A 13618-nucleotide genomic window follows, 5' to 3' on the forward strand; every position below is an offset into this window, starting at 1 on the left:
ACTGATAAGGAGAGTGTTATGACAATCAACTGGTTTCCCGGACATATGCATAAAGCCCGTAAGGAAATTGCCAAGGTCATGGATGAAATTGATGCCGTGATAGAGGTATTAGATGCGCGCTTACCGTTGTCTAGTGAGAACCCATTGGTTAATTCATTACGCAAAGGCAAACCTGTACTTAAAATCCTTAACAAGAGCGACTTGGCAGACCCTACTAAAACAGCGCAATGGTTAAATTACTTTAATGGTTTAGAAAACATTAAAGCGATTAGCTTAGACCAAGACCAGAAAAAACTGATCAATAGCATCCCTGACATGTGTAAGCAGATGGTGCCTGTGCGTGTGAATCAAGACCGTCCAGTACGTGTCATGATTATGGGTATTCCAAATGTTGGAAAATCGACATTGATTAATGCCTTACTGGGGCGGCGAATTGCTAAAGTAGGTAACGAGCCTGCTGTTACTAAAAACCAAAAACGCTACATCTTAAAAAATGGTATGGCGTTATCGGATACACCGGGTTTTCTTTGGCCTAAAATTGAAGATCAAGAGTCTGGTTATCGCTTGGCAGCAAGTGGCGCAATTCGTGATACAGCGATTGAGTATGAATTGGTCGCCTTGTTTGCCGCACAGTTCATGCTAAATGAATACCCGCAGCGACTGCTTGAGCGCTATAAGCTTAAGGAGTTACCAATAGGCAGTGATGAGCTGCTGGAAGATATTGGCCGTAAGCGTGGAGGGTTGCGCCCGGGGGGGGTAGTTGACCTTCATAAAGCGTCAGAGGTGCTATTGCATGATATGCGTGGAGGTAAGCTTGGGCCTATTACCTTTGAAACAGTAGCCGAGTGGATATTTAAACAAGAAGAAGCTATTCGTTTGCAAAAAGAAGCCGAAGAAGCACAATTGCAGCTTGAAGCCGATGCAGCAAAAAAAGCGCTGGAAAACCAAAATTATAGAAAGTCTGGAGAAAATAAGTATGACGCGTAAGAAAAAGCAGCGTAGCCATGTAGGGCAATTTATTACGGGAGAATCGGACATCCCGACTAAAGAAGAGCTGTTAGCTGATCCAAACAGTAAAGAAAGCCTTAAAAAGAAAGCCTTAGAGCAGAGCAAGAAAAGAAAATCTGTCTATCAAAAAGAGCTAGACAAGCAACAGGCAGAGAAAGACAAAGCAGATAAGCTACAACAACCACAAGGTGGCCGTTTAGCTGACAAAATCCGCGCAAATGCCAAAGCAAAAGAAAACGAACAAGCCGACTCATAATATTCTGCCGTTCTTTATAGAGACTCTGCGTTAGTGAAATACGATGTTGTAATTATTGGAGCCGGTGCTTCCGGCTTAATGTGTGCTGCTACTGCGGGCTATCGTGGTAAATCAGTACTGGTGATCGAACATACCAACAAAGTAGGCCGTAAAATTCTGATGTCCGGAGGCGGGCGCAGTAACTTTACTAATTTACATAATACGGCTGATAACTTTGTTTCAGAAAATCCGCACTTTTGTAAATCAGCATTGAGCCGTTATTCTGTTCGTGATTTCATCGAGCTAGTTGAGCGCCACGGCGTGGACTATCACGAGAAAACATTAGGGCAGTTATTTTGTGATGACAGCAGCAAAGAAATATTACGCGTACTGCTCACTGAATGTGAATGGGCTGGCGTAGAGATCCATAAAGAAGTCACCGTTAACCAAGTACAAAAACAGGCACAAGGTTACCAGCTGGATACAACAGAAGGTAAGGTGCAGGCGCAATCCGTTGTGATAGCAACAGGTGGCTTATCGATTCCTAATGGTGGCGCCACACCGTTTGCCTACGAAGTGGCAACACAGTATGGCTTAACTGTTTTGCCCACATCAGCAGGACTCGTTCCTTTTACCTTACAGCCTGACTTACTAGAGCCGCTTAAACCATTGTCTGGTGTATCGCATCGCATTACCGCCAGCGTTGGCGATGTCTCTTTTACCGAAAATATGTTGTTTACGCATAGAGGTTTAAGTGGCCCAGCGATCTTACAAATATCCTCCTATTGGAGTTCTAGTGAGGAAGTCGAGATCAACTTCTTCCCTGAATTCGAGTTGTTGGAATGGCTAAAAGAGCAACGAGAACAACGACCTAAAGCTGATATTTCAACCGTAATGTCACAAAAGATGAGTAAGCGAATGGCGCAAATACTTTGCGAGCTATTCTGCTTAAGTGGGAATATGGCCGACAAGGGTAACGCCGAGCTTGAGAAAATCTCACAAGCATTTTGCCACTGGCGAGTAAAACCTTCGGGTACAGAAGGGTACCGTACAGCCGAAGTAACCTTGGGTGGAATATCAACCACCGAAGTATCGCAAAAAACCATGGAAGCGAATAAAGCACCTGGCCTATTTTTTATTGGCGAATGCTTAGATGTAACAGGGCACTTAGGTGGTCACAACTTTCAATGGGCGTGGGCATGCGGCTTTGCTGCAGGGCAGTCGGTCTAATTTTGTTTAGAGACAATAAAGTTTGCCCGTAGTGAAGGTGTATTCAGTGAAGGTGCGAATAAGTCCAATATTTAAACTTCTACCTCCCTATCTATAGGGTCTGTGGAGTAGTGAAAATGACTTGTTCGCAGGTTCTCTAGATTCATTCTTGATTCTTATAACGAACAACGTTAGATTTTAATGGAATAAATTTACATGGAAAAACAACTGTTCACATTAATAGTTGGTGCTTTACTGGTGCTTAGTTCGGCAGGGTGCGCACAACTAGCCAACAACTCGATTTCAAGTGCTCCATCCCGCTATCTTCAAGTGACTCACCCTGTAACAGATGCCGTCGTACTTCAACTTACCTTGCCTAACGAGAGAGGCTGTGAAGGAATGTTAACGATATCCAAATATGAGAATAGGGATAAGGAGCTGATGGATCTTATGGCATGCTCAAGCGTTTCAGCATCAGGGCATCTGCCATTTCGGGCCACTGCTAGAAATACGGCCTATGACTTTCTCATCGATATCGAAACAGTGACATTGAATGAATGCTTAAGTTTTATTACAGGAGCAAAGAACAGCTCAAACGGAAAAGATTATGAGTTAGTCAGTGACTGTAAGCAGAAAGATAAAAAAGGATAGTAACCCTTACGCAGGGCAGTGTCGATAAATACCATTTTAACCATTCCAGTACTCACTTCGCTCCAAAAGCATTCATCGCTGTACCTCTTCTGGTGCTTGGATCGATGCTTTCATTGCGGGTAACGCAGGAATATTTTCTGGGTTGGAGCTCCTGTAGTGATGACGGTAATTTACATTTTCACTGGAAATGCTTAATGGCACCTGTGCCGCACTCAACTACAACGCAGTACATGAGCTGGTTGATTTATTACACCTCCATCATGACAGCAGCTTTTGGAGTGCTGTTGATCAAGTCATGCCAGATTATGCAAAGGATATGAAGTGGCTTGAACACAATGGCGCTGGAATAATTTTAGAAAGTGATCAATGAGAGAATAGCAATCTCTCAATGCCTTTTCTGTTTGAGTCTATCTATGCTCATCTGTTTTAGGCGGTACGAAAACAGCGACTGTTACCACGATAAGAACCACACCAGAGGCCATGTAGCCTAGACGTAGCAGCGTTATTCCTTCAATATCATGTGCCTGATAAAACAAGAACATTGCCAAACATACAGCAACGATAGCGCCAAGTATTTTCATGGTTTTCCCTAGGATTGATTAATCTGCTACAGGGGACATGCTACTGGATAATCTGCGCCAGATAAAATGCTAAGTAGGTTTTTATGCATTCAGTGCTTTACACATACCGGGTGTTATAGATACCAGTGTCTTACACATAACGCTTGTTGAGTTTCATATAGAGTGAAATGAACATAGTACTTGGCTAGCATTACTACACCATACCAAGATGATTATCGTGTTGTGCCGCAGTTGGGGGCTGTAGATCAGCCTCTAAGGGGCTGGTCGGCTATAGTTTTTTGTGGTTTTATCCATATTGTGAGTATTTTCCCAGCGCTTGGCGTTGCCACTTAAAGATAGTTATAGGAGCTTGTATTGAATACGGATCAGTGGCTGATTAGCGGCGTTTTAATGTTAACGCTGGTGCTCTTTGTCTGGGGGAAGTATCGCCACGACGTTGTGGCCGCTATTGCACTGGGGTTATGTGTACTTGCAGGTTTAGTGGCGGCTGAGGATGCCTTTGCAGGTTTTAGCCATCCGGCCGTTGTAACGGTGGCGGCGGTGCTGGTGATCTCCGATGCGCTGCGCCGCTCTGGCGTAGTGGATATGATTGTACAGAAAATGTTGCCCTACACCGAAAACCCACTCAGCCATATTCTGATTATGACTACCGTCGTGACGGTGGCATCTGCCTTCATGAATAACGTAGGGGCTCTGGCGCTAATGTTACCGGTTGCACTGGCGACCTGCAGCAAGCATCAGCGTTCGCCAGCGTTGATTCTTATGCCGCTGGCCTTTGGCAGTATTCTGGGAGGCATGACAACAGCCATCGGCACGCCGCCCAATATTATTATTGCCATGATGCGCGCCGAGGTAAGCGGAGAGTCATTCAACATGTTTGATTTTTCACCTGTCGGGGTGGCTATCGCCATTATGGGCGTGTTCTTTATCACGCTGGTGGGTTGGCGCCTGATACCGGCAGCACGCCTCAAGAGTAGTTCGCCCGAGCAGCTCTTCGCCATTGATGAATATTTAACAGAAGTCATAGTTACAACAGGTTCCAGCTTAGTTGGGCGGCCAGTTGAGGATATCGATGGGCTGGATGATGGCAGTATAGAGGTCGTGGGTGTGGCACATCGTCATGGCAAAACGCTGTCGGTGCGTCCGGGGCAGTTGCTTAATGCCGGCGATATTCTGATTTTGCAAGCTGACCCATCTGAAGTACAGCCTTTACTCGATAAGAACGATCTGGAGCTGATCACCAGTGCAGATAAAAAATTTACCGAACTGACTCAGGGCGATCTAACCCTAGTAGAAGGCGTTATCAAGAAAGGTTCGGTGCTAGAAGGGCGCGATGTACCTTTTTTACGCAGGCGCAGCGGTAGCTCTCTGGCGTTGGTCGGCCTGGCTCGAGAAGGGCAGCAGATTCGCAGGCGGTTACGGCGCAAGCAGTTTAAGGCCGGTGATATCTTACTGCTGCAGGGGGCAGCGGATGATGTTGGGGAGCAACTTAGCGAGCTGGGCATGATTCCACTAGCCGAACGAAACCTAAGCCTAGGGCAGCCGAAAAAAATTGCTATCGCGTTGGCTATCTTCACTATCGCTATTGGGCTAGGTGTTGCTAAGGTATTGCCGCTAGCGATCGTATTTTGTCTTGCTGTTGTCGTCTATTTGCTGCTGGATATTCTTCCGGTACGTAACCTTTATGATGCCGTCGACTGGCCAGTGATTATCCTTCTATCGGCCATGATTCCAGTGGGGTCGGCACTGCAAAGTACCGGACTTACGCAGTTGTTGGCCACGCAGGTTTTGGCTCTGACTGAGGGTATACCGGTGTATCTTGTTATTGGTCTAGTATTGGTTGTTACTATGTTCCTGTCGGATATCATCAATAATGCGGCAACAGCTGTGATCATGGCACCGCTGGCTTACGGTCTCGCTATGGGGTTGGGTGTTAGTCCGGATCCATTCTTCATGGCCGTAGCTGTTGGTGCATCCTGTGCCTTTTTGACTCCAATCGGGCATCAATCAAACACCTTGGTGTTGGGGCCTGGAGGTTACGCTTTCGGTGACTACTGGCGTATGGGCTTACCACTAGAAATTATGATTGTGTTGTTGGCGGTGCCACTGATTCTGTTGGTCTGGCCGCTCTAGTAGCAGGGGCTAGACAATTCACCTAGAAGATAAAGCAGCTTAAATGCTGCTTTTTTATAGAGGCTTGGTTAGATAGTAAGTCAGCGTTGCACTAAAATAAGGCTATTTAATTAACAATAGCCTGACAAAAGCTGACATCAAATATCCCGTTGGCTGGGTCACTCGTTTCAAGATGTAAAATTTTATAGCAAGGGCTATCTTCTGGTTGGTAGCCTTGGTCAAAAATTTTCTGGAACAATTGTTGCCATGCTTGCTCATAATTAAAGCTAAGATCAAAAACACCTCTTATAAATGCATGCGGGGCAGCACTAATTACTTGTGTGTTAAATGGGAATGGTTTTTTACTGTTGTCTAGTAGTGTTAAGCAGACATCTGTACGGCATTTGTCAGGAGTAGTGATTTCAGGGTTATCCCAATTTATAACCAAAGGGTCACCCGTTACTATGTTATTTTCGGTCACAAAAGCCTGTAATTCGCCTGATGCATCTTGTATACCCGTGCCATGCTCGCCTATAAGCCGTTTGTAGATTACCGCTTTAGCTGGAAAGTTAGAGATTGTTAACGGGCTTGGCTTATTGAGTTGCGGTACTGTATTTGAGCCTTGATCTACTGAAGTGGTATCTGTCATATTCTTTGAATCCAAAATTTGTAAGTGTGGATCGCTAGAATATGAGAAATCTGATTCTTCCGCGTTTCCTCCCTTGCTATATTTTTTTATCAAGGACGATAGCTGCTGTTTATCAGACAACGATTTAACATCGCTCGGTGTTAAATTAAAATGCTGCTTAAACGCTTTAGCTAGGTTTTGTGGGCTAGAGAAGCCGAGCGCTAATGCTACTTCTGTAATACGTGCGTGTTTAAAATAGAAGAAAATACCCGCGGCTTTTTCTAGTTTCAATCTGCGAATGTAATCGGCAACGGTCTCGCCAACGACTGATTTGAATACCTTATGAAAATGGTACTGAGACATGTTGGCAGACTCTGCAATAGCCTCTAAGCTTAAGCCGTCTAAACGGTTGTCAGCTAGGTTACGTTGTATATAATCCATAGCAGTACTAATACGTGTGTGGTAACCAGTGTTGTGCTTGTCATTTATTTTCATCTAACTATAGGTCCACTCGCATCGAATAGTTTATCAATACTATGTTATGTCTAATAACTTGGTTTTCATTTTCTACAAAGAACCCCGCTTTTTCAAAAAGAGGTTCTGCAACAATGGATGCCTCAACATGGAGCTGCTTTAAGCCTGAGTTTTTAGCAACTACCATTACGTGCTTCAGTAGGTGTGTCGCTATGCCTTTTCTGTGGAATCTTGGTGCAACATAAGCACAATCTATATGGCCATCTGATTCTAATTCGATAAAACCAGCTACTTCATCTTTAATGACGAGCAGGTAGGGTTTTTTACGATCAAGCCTCTTTTCCCATTCACTATAATTAACAGGAGTGGGGGCCCAAGAATCTTTTTGTTCGTCAGAATAGATTGAAGAATCAATTGCATGTACTGATTCATAAAATAGATCGGCTATTTCTCTTGCTCTATCTGGCGAGTATTCAATAAGGCGCATGTGGTTAAGACAACATTATTATTGATGTTTTCATAGTGTTAGGTAGGTTTAAAAATCTACATGCATCCGTTGATTGTGTGTTACTCGCTATTATAGCCATGCCTATATGAATTTAATGAGTTTCAGGCCTCTTTTGATTTTTATATTCTATATCCGCGCTGTATTTTATCGAGTGTCCATAGTAAGCGGTGGTGTTATCAATGCTGCTTAGTCGCATGATCTGTAATTAAAAGATGAAAATTGATAAAGTGAGATTCACTTTCTTGTATAGGTTGAGGGGGGGAGGCCGACGAGTTGAGCCCAAAAAAAGGCTCATTCAGGTGTGTAATTGGTGGACACCTATAAGAAGTAGATGAGATGTTATGCAGCTACTTCTTACGAGGGTGTAACTTTGGAACTGATAACACTCATTCTTTTTGTTCCTGCATGCTTTGCTTTGAATTTGACGCCAGGCCCAAATAATTTACTGGCAATGAGCAATGCAAAAAAATATGGGCTTCAAACAGCATGTATGGCGGGTATTGGTAGATTAATAGCATTTACCATTATGATCACTCTTGCAGCGTCTGGTCTTGCCAGTATTCTGTATGCTTCTGAATTACTGTTCTTAATTATTAAAGTTTTTGGCGCAGGTTATTTGTTCTGGTTGGCTTACCAGCTTTGGGTTGCAGCTCCCTCTGAAGAGGTAATCAATTCTGGTTTAGGGATGTCAGTAATAGGGTTGGCAAGACAAGAGTTTCTTTTGGCAATGGGTAACCCAAAAGCAATTCTGATATTCACTGCTTTTTTACCTCAGTTCGTTAATCCTTCTCAGCCCATTGGTTTTCAATTTTTCGTATTAGGCGCAGTGTTTCTGCTTCTCGAATGGCTCGCCATTGCGGGGTATGCGTGCTTTGGTGTTTATTTGCGAAACTGGTTTTCAAAGCCGCAAAAGCGAAGGCTATTTAACCAAAGCTGTGCGGGGTTATTGGCCAGTGCTGGTTTAGGTTTGCTTATAACCCGAAGAGAATAAAAATTAACAAATTATTAGGCTTAATTCCTTTCGGCGCTTTAAAGTGGTGCTAAAGGCCAATGTTATCTAGCTAGGAGTTTGTATATGGAATTTACCCAAATAGTCAGTTTTATTGTGGTCGCCTCTTTGCTTGTGATGTCGCCAGGTCCTAATGGAGTCCTTATAGCCAAAACGGTTCCCATCTCAGGACAGTCAGCAGGTTTTGCCAATATAGCTGGGTTTGTTGCTGCTTTTTACTTGCACGGAAGTTTATCAATATTGGGAATTTCGGTACTTTTAACCCACTCTGCTCAGGCATTTTTCATAGTGAAAATGCTAGGTGCTGCGTATCTGTGTTGGGTAGGTGTTAAAGCACTATATTCTGCTTGGTGCACAGATGAGAAAACAGCGACAATTGGGCCTGTGAAATCAAAGCGCTCATTGAGTAAGGCATTCTTAGAAGGTTTTTTAACGAATGCACTTAATCCCAAGGTATCAATGTTCTATCTTGCTGCTTTTCCGCAGTTTATCCCGCAGACTGGTGCTGCTGATGCTGCATTTTTCCTAGTTTTTATACACTCTATTATTAACTTGGCATGGTTCTCTGGGATGGTTTTGCTATTCTCAAAATTAAAAGGTGTTGCCAGCAATGGTGCTTTTCAGAGAATACTTAAAACAACAACAGGGCTGATATTTATAGGCTTTGGAACAAAGCTCGCCTCTTTAAGAACATAAGCGATATCACCAATATCTATAGAACTCTCTACCGTTAGTGCTGTCTGTTCAATAACCTAGCAGCTTGCGCGAGAATTTATTGGTTTTAGCGCAATGAACTATACTCAAATATTATGGGTTGCCAGTATTTGCCAATGAAAAAGCGGAATCGACGGATATATCTGGTTTATTTACTTGTCGGCATTGCCATGCTTACCAGTGTGACAGGTGTTGTTCTTATCGACAGACACTACCAACAAGTAGCTATTGATCAGGCCAGGATGAATGCCGAAACTGTCACTAGCCTGGTCGATAATGCACGCCGTGCCTACAGTAAAGTGTTGAGTGAATTAAAACTGCAGACAAATTTAGTTACGGCGCATGATCATGCGATAAAAGACGGTGTGATCCCTAACCCTGCAACCTTTAGTATTGAACTAGCAAAAAGTGTTAGTAGTGCCAAGCAACGAGTATGGATGTATAGCTACCATCCTTTTCCTTGGCGCAAGAATACAGCTGTCCCGAAAAACGATCATGAAACAGAAGCGCTTACTCAGCTAATCACTAGCCCGAAAGAACCTTATATTCGAATTTTGAATGATGGTGCTGAGAAAAAGTTTTTTTATGCCAAAGCAATTGTCATGAATGATGCCAGCTGTATTAACTGTCATAACAACCATCCGGCCAGTGCAAAAGTTTCTTGGAAGATAGGCGATACTAGAGCGGTTCTCGCAACAGAGTCCAGCCTAGAGTACGAGCAAAAATTTGCTTTGTGGTTTATCTTTGGTTTTATAAGTTTGCTGTCCTTGTTTTGTGTTGCCCTGTATTTGAAGAAGAATCAGGAATGGCTGCTAAGTGAAATAGCCGGGCGTACTGATCCATTAACCAAAATACCAAATAGAATTTCTCTGAGCGAACAGATTAATCAGCAATTTAGTCACCATAAAGAGACCCAAAAAACGCTGGGTGTGATGATGATTGATATCGATAGTTTCAAGGCTATCAACGATAGCTACGGCCATGATATTGGCGATAAATGTATTATCGCTGTTGCTAATGTATTAACTGCAGAATTAAGGACTAACAACGACTATGTAGCGCGCTGGGGAGGAGAGGAGTTTTTGGTATTGTTACATGAAACTAATATTGAAACGGCTATAGCTGTGGCCGATCGCTTGTTAAGTGCGATTCAAAAGAAGAAGATAACTAAGCACAATTTATCAGTCACCTTCAGTATTGGTATCGCCGTTGCTAACCCCAATCATGTTAATTCGTGTGAAGAGATGATCCGAAAGGCTGATCAAGCTTTACTAAAGGCGAAGGCCGCTGGGAAGAACTGTTATGTAATGAATGAAAGCAAATAGTGTGTAGGTTGTTACCAAGGTTCAATATAAGGTGGTTTTAGCTCTGTGCTCTATGAGCTCCTCCACTTGTTTAACCTCGGCCTCTGATTTTTTTTGGTTCAACCTGGCTCATTAAAATTTTTCCTAGGCTTGGCATCTAGGTAGAATGTCTTCGTTTTAACCTCGCCGTTAGTGCTAAAATACTCGCCTTCAATACTCCTTTTGCGTCACACGATCCCGGAAAGAACATTCAAATGGAAATCAAAGTAAATTTTTTAGAAAATCTTAGACTCGAAGCAAAGTTTGATGATTTTACAGTCACAGCTGATCAGCCTATTCGTTATAAGGGTGATGGCTCTGCGCCAAGTCCGTTTGATTACTTCTTAGCTTCGTCGGCGCTTTGTGCGGCATATTTTGTGCGAGTTTATTGTTTGGCTCGAGATATTCCAACAGATGACATTAAGCTCTCACAAAACAATATTGTTGATCCCGAAAATAGATACAACCAAGTGTTTCAAATACAGGTTGAACTCCCAGAGAGCATTTCTGATCGAGACCGTGAAGGGATTTTGCGATCTATCGACCGTTGCACGGTTAAAAAAGTGGTTCAAGAAGGCCCAGAGTTCAAAATTGAACCAGTAGATAGCCTTGATGAAGACGCTACGTTGATGAGTATTGGTCGGTCTGATGACGATACGAATACAACAATTATTGGTAAAGACCTTCCGCTAGAAAAAACCATTGCCAACATGACAGCGATTCTGGCTGATCTTGGTATTAAGATCGAAATTGCTTCGTGGAGAAATATTGTCCCGAATGTATGGTCGCTGCATATTCGTGATGCGGCCTCACCGATGTGTTTTACTAACGGCAAAGGTGCAAGCAAAGACAGCGCGTTATGCTCAGCGCTTGGTGAGTATATTGAGCGTGCTAGTTTCAACTTCTTTTATAATGACCAATTCTTTGGCGAAGATATTTGTAACAGCAAGTTTGTTCATTATCCTGATGAAAAGTGGTTCAAAGCAGGCCCAGACGATGCTCTGCCTGAGGGGCTCATGGATGAAGCCTGCCTTGAGATTTACAATCCAGATGATGAGCTTAGAGCGTCTAATTTAATTGATACCAACTCCGGTCTTATCGAACGTGGCATTTGTGCTTTGCCTTATGTTCGCCAGTCTGACCAGCAAACCGTATATTTTCCTTCTAACCTTATAGAGAATTTATTTCTTAGTAACGGTATGAGCGCTGGGAATAATATACATGAGGCCAAGGTGCAGTGCCTTTCAGAAATATTTGAACGTGCTGTTAAAAGACAAATAATCGAAGAAGAAATTGTCTTACCTGATGTCCCACAAGAGATTCTAGGGCAATATCCGCATATTCTTGAGGGCATAAAGGGGCTAGAAGCAAACGGTTTCCCTGTTGTGGTTAAAGATGCGTCTTTAGGTGGCGTGTTCCCTGTGATGTGTGTCACCTTAATGAACCCTAAAACGGGCGGTGTTTTTGCCTCGTTTGGTGCACATCCTAGCTTTGAAGTAGCTTTAGAACGTAGCTTGACTGAGCTTCTACAAGGCCGTAGCTTTGAAGGGCTAAATGATGTGCCTCCTCCTACTTTTAATAGCATGGCAGTAACGGAACCGAATAATTTCGTTGAGCACTTTATTGATTCAACAGGCATCATCTCTTGGAAGTTCTTTAGCGCGAAGCATGATTACGATTTCTGCGAGTGGGATTTCTCAGGTACGACGGAGCAAGAAACAAGTAACCTCATGAGCATCCTAGCTGATCTTGGAAAAGAGGTGTATATAGCGGTTCATGATGATTTAGGCGCCGCAGCCTGCAGAATTTTAGTGCCTGATTATTCAGAAATTTACCCTGTAGAAGATCTTATTTGGGATAACACGAACAAAGCACTTTATTTCAGGGAAGATATCTTAAATATCCATTCGTTAGATGATGACGAACTGGCAGGTTTGGTTGAGCGCTTAGAAGAGAGTGAACTCGATAACTATACTGATATTAAAACGCTCATTGGTATTGAATTTGATGAAAACACTGTTTGGGGTCAGCTTGATATAGGTGAGCTTAAAATCCTCATTTATTTGGCATTGGAGCAGTATGAAGAGGCCAGTGAACTCGTTCAAGATTACATTAGCTTCAATAATAATACGGTGACACGTGGCTTGTTCTACCAAGCGATCAATGTTGTTCTGGATATTGTTTTGGATGAAGCGTTAGAGCTTGATGACTATTTGCCAAATTTAGTAAGAATGTATGGCGCTGATACGATGGAGAATGTTGTAGGGTCTGTTTCAGGGGAAGTTAAATTCTATGGCTTAACCAAAACCAGTATGAAGCTTGAAGGGCTTGATAAGCATCTTAGGTTGATTGAAAGCTATAAGAAACTCCATAAGGCCAGAGAGGCTGGAATGTCGCGTTAATTTCATTCACTTGAGAGAACTTAGCCAATAGTTCGTATTTGATGACGTGTTATTAAATTGTTGTATACGTTTCTATAGAATGATTAATGGTAGGAGGGCTCTATAATGGCCAGAGCAGGCGCGCGACATATATTAGTGAAAACTAAGGCAGAAGCTGATGCGTTAAAACAGCAGTTAGCCAAAGGGGCTGACTTTGCGGCTCTTGCTAAAAAGCACTCCACATGCAATTCGGCAAAGAAGGGGGGAGATCTAGGAGAGTTTTCTCCTGGGACGATGTTAAAAGCATTTGATAATGTAGTTTTTAAAAAATCATTGCTAACCGTTCATGGTCCCGTGAAAACTAAGTTTGGTTTTCACCTGATAGAAACAATTTACCGCGACTAGTTCTCTGTGTTGCTAAGAAATTCTGAGTTGTGTCCCGTCCTAAAATACGTTGACGGTTTTTGATAGAAGCGGTTGCCCTAGGCAGCCGCTTTTTTTATGCACCTCTTCTGGCGTTTTCATGCCAAGGCTCAAGTGCGGCCTCATTTGGTTATAGATAGCGATTGACTCAGCCACCAACACTTTCAATTCAATAAACGTTTTACATCGATACAGTAGAAACTCCTGCTTGAGTATCCCGTTAACTCTCTCTGCCAGTGCATTCTGATAGCAATCATAACCATCTGTCATCGACGGCACCATACCGTTATCCTCCAATGCCTTCTGATAGACTGCTGAACAGTATTGAAGCCCTCTATCCGA

At 43.1% G+C, this 13618-nt stretch carries 16 protein-coding genes; 12 read left to right on the top strand and 4 right to left on the bottom strand.

Annotation, left to right across the window (positions count from 1 at the left end):
* Positions 1 to 18: 18 nt before the first annotated feature.
* The 5 genes from ylqF to G511_RS0116940 all read left to right on the top strand — a co-directional run bounded on the left by ylqF (position 19) and on the right by G511_RS0116940 (position 3473).
* Positions 19 to 987: a ribosome biogenesis GTPase YlqF gene (ylqF, locus tag G511_RS23240; protein WP_036552334.1), complete on the top strand. Its 969-nt coding sequence runs from the start codon at positions 19 to 21 to the stop codon at positions 985 to 987.
* The gene (locus G511_RS0116925; RefSeq protein WP_028470694.1) at positions 977 to 1264 is read left to right on the top strand and encodes a hypothetical protein; all 288 of its coding nucleotides are present in this window, start codon (positions 977 to 979) and stop codon (positions 1262 to 1264) included. Before ylqF ends, G511_RS0116925 begins: the two co-directional genes overlap by 11 nt.
* 78 nt (positions 1265 to 1342) lie before the next feature.
* Positions 1343 to 2473: a BaiN/RdsA family NAD(P)/FAD-dependent oxidoreductase gene (locus G511_RS0116930; protein ID WP_051222191.1), complete on the top strand. Its 1131-nt coding sequence runs from the start codon at positions 1343 to 1345 to the stop codon at positions 2471 to 2473.
* A gap of 195 nt (positions 2474 to 2668) precedes the next feature.
* Positions 2669 to 3103 (top strand): hypothetical protein, encoded by a 435-nt coding sequence (locus tag G511_RS0116935; RefSeq protein ID WP_028470696.1) that lies wholly within the window; start codon positions 2669 to 2671, stop codon positions 3101 to 3103.
* Positions 3104 to 3284: 181 nt separating this feature from the next.
* Complete coding sequence (locus G511_RS0116940; protein WP_342664805.1) at positions 3285 to 3473, top strand: YgjP-like metallopeptidase domain-containing protein; 189 nt, start codon at positions 3285 to 3287, stop codon at positions 3471 to 3473.
* A 37-nt stretch (positions 3474 to 3510) separates the two neighbouring features.
* On the opposite strand, the gene G511_RS24565 is transcribed toward G511_RS0116940, so the two are convergent.
* Complete coding sequence (locus tag G511_RS24565) at positions 3511 to 3684, bottom strand: hypothetical protein (protein WP_169565798.1); 174 nt, start codon at positions 3682 to 3684, stop codon at positions 3511 to 3513.
* Between the two features lie 180 nt (positions 3685 to 3864).
* On the opposite strand from G511_RS24565, the gene G511_RS24415 reads away from it, so the two are divergent.
* Entirely contained in the window at positions 3865 to 4017 is a 153-nt protein-coding gene (locus G511_RS24415; protein WP_156905242.1) for a hypothetical protein, read from the top strand.
* Between the two features lie 21 nt (positions 4018 to 4038).
* Positions 4039 to 5817, top strand: coding sequence for an SLC13 family permease (locus tag G511_RS0116950; RefSeq protein ID WP_028470698.1), 1779 nt, complete (start codon positions 4039 to 4041; stop codon positions 5815 to 5817).
* A gap of 106 nt (positions 5818 to 5923) precedes the next feature.
* On the opposite strand, the gene G511_RS0116955 is transcribed toward G511_RS0116950, so the two are convergent.
* The gene (locus G511_RS0116955; RefSeq protein WP_028470699.1) at positions 5924 to 6919 is read right to left on the bottom strand and encodes an AraC family transcriptional regulator; all 996 of its coding nucleotides are present in this window, start codon (positions 6917 to 6919) and stop codon (positions 5924 to 5926) included.
* 4 nt (positions 6920 to 6923) lie between these two features.
* Positions 6924 to 7385 carry a GNAT family N-acetyltransferase gene (locus G511_RS0116960; RefSeq protein ID WP_028470700.1) on the bottom strand — a complete coding sequence of 154 codons (462 nt, stop codon included), beginning with the start codon at positions 7383 to 7385 and terminating at the stop codon, positions 6924 to 6926.
* Positions 7386 to 7776: 391 nt separating this feature from the next.
* Between G511_RS0116960 and G511_RS0116965 the strand changes: the two genes are divergently transcribed.
* From G511_RS0116965 to G511_RS0116985, 5 genes are all read left to right on the top strand, one after another.
* Positions 7777 to 8397, top strand: coding sequence for a LysE family translocator (locus G511_RS0116965; protein WP_028470701.1), 621 nt, complete (start codon positions 7777 to 7779; stop codon positions 8395 to 8397).
* Positions 8398 to 8481: 84 nt separating this feature from the next.
* The gene (locus G511_RS0116970; protein WP_028470702.1) at positions 8482 to 9111 is read left to right on the top strand and encodes a LysE family translocator; all 630 of its coding nucleotides are present in this window, start codon (positions 8482 to 8484) and stop codon (positions 9109 to 9111) included.
* A gap of 134 nt (positions 9112 to 9245) precedes the next feature.
* A complete protein-coding gene (locus tag G511_RS0116975; protein ID WP_169565800.1) occupies positions 9246 to 10454 on the top strand; it encodes a diguanylate cyclase in 1209 nt (402 codons plus the stop codon).
* Positions 10455 to 10687: 233 nt separating this feature from the next.
* Positions 10688 to 12874, top strand: coding sequence for an OsmC domain/YcaO domain-containing protein (locus tag G511_RS0116980; RefSeq protein ID WP_028470704.1), 2187 nt, complete (start codon positions 10688 to 10690; stop codon positions 12872 to 12874).
* A gap of 105 nt (positions 12875 to 12979) precedes the next feature.
* Positions 12980 to 13258 (top strand): peptidylprolyl isomerase, encoded by a 279-nt coding sequence (locus G511_RS0116985; RefSeq protein ID WP_028470705.1) that lies wholly within the window; start codon positions 12980 to 12982, stop codon positions 13256 to 13258.
* Between the two features lie 39 nt (positions 13259 to 13297).
* Here G511_RS0116985 and G511_RS23245 read toward each other — a convergent pair.
* Positions 13298 to 13618: integrase core domain-containing protein (locus G511_RS23245; protein ID WP_036550769.1), on the bottom strand; the 321-nt coding region annotated here is incomplete at its 5' end.

Source organism: Neptunomonas japonica DSM 18939 (genome assembly GCF_000422765.1).
Lineage (GTDB): Bacteria > Pseudomonadota > Gammaproteobacteria > Pseudomonadales > Balneatricaceae > Neptunomonas > Neptunomonas japonica.

Excerpts from the sequence above, each read along its gene's own strand:
- G511_RS24565 (WP_169565798.1), bottom strand. The coding sequence starts at position 3,684 with ATGAAAATACTTGGCGCTATCGTTGCTGTATGTTTGGCAATGTTCTTG.
- G511_RS0116955 (WP_028470699.1), bottom strand. The coding sequence starts at position 6,919 with ATGAAAATAAATGACAAGCACAACACTGGTTACCACACACGTATTAGT.
- G511_RS0116985 (WP_028470705.1), top strand. The coding sequence starts at position 12,980 with ATGGCCAGAGCAGGCGCGCGACATATATTAGTGAAAACTAAGGCAGAA.
- G511_RS0116960 (WP_028470700.1), bottom strand. The coding sequence starts at position 7,385 with ATGCGCCTTATTGAATACTCGCCAGATAGAGCAAGAGAAATAGCCGAT.
- G511_RS0116970 (WP_028470702.1), top strand. The coding sequence starts at position 8,482 with ATGGAATTTACCCAAATAGTCAGTTTTATTGTGGTCGCCTCTTTGCTT.
- ylqF (WP_036552334.1), top strand. The coding sequence starts at position 19 with ATGACAATCAACTGGTTTCCCGGACATATGCATAAAGCCCGTAAGGAA.
- G511_RS0116925 (WP_028470694.1), top strand. The coding sequence starts at position 977 with ATGACGCGTAAGAAAAAGCAGCGTAGCCATGTAGGGCAATTTATTACG.
- G511_RS0116935 (WP_028470696.1), top strand. The coding sequence starts at position 2,669 with ATGGAAAAACAACTGTTCACATTAATAGTTGGTGCTTTACTGGTGCTT.
- G511_RS0116975 (WP_169565800.1), top strand. The coding sequence starts at position 9,246 with ATGAAAAAGCGGAATCGACGGATATATCTGGTTTATTTACTTGTCGGC.
- G511_RS0116930 (WP_051222191.1), top strand. The coding sequence starts at position 1,343 with ATGTGTGCTGCTACTGCGGGCTATCGTGGTAAATCAGTACTGGTGATC.
- G511_RS0116980 (WP_028470704.1), top strand. The coding sequence starts at position 10,688 with ATGGAAATCAAAGTAAATTTTTTAGAAAATCTTAGACTCGAAGCAAAG.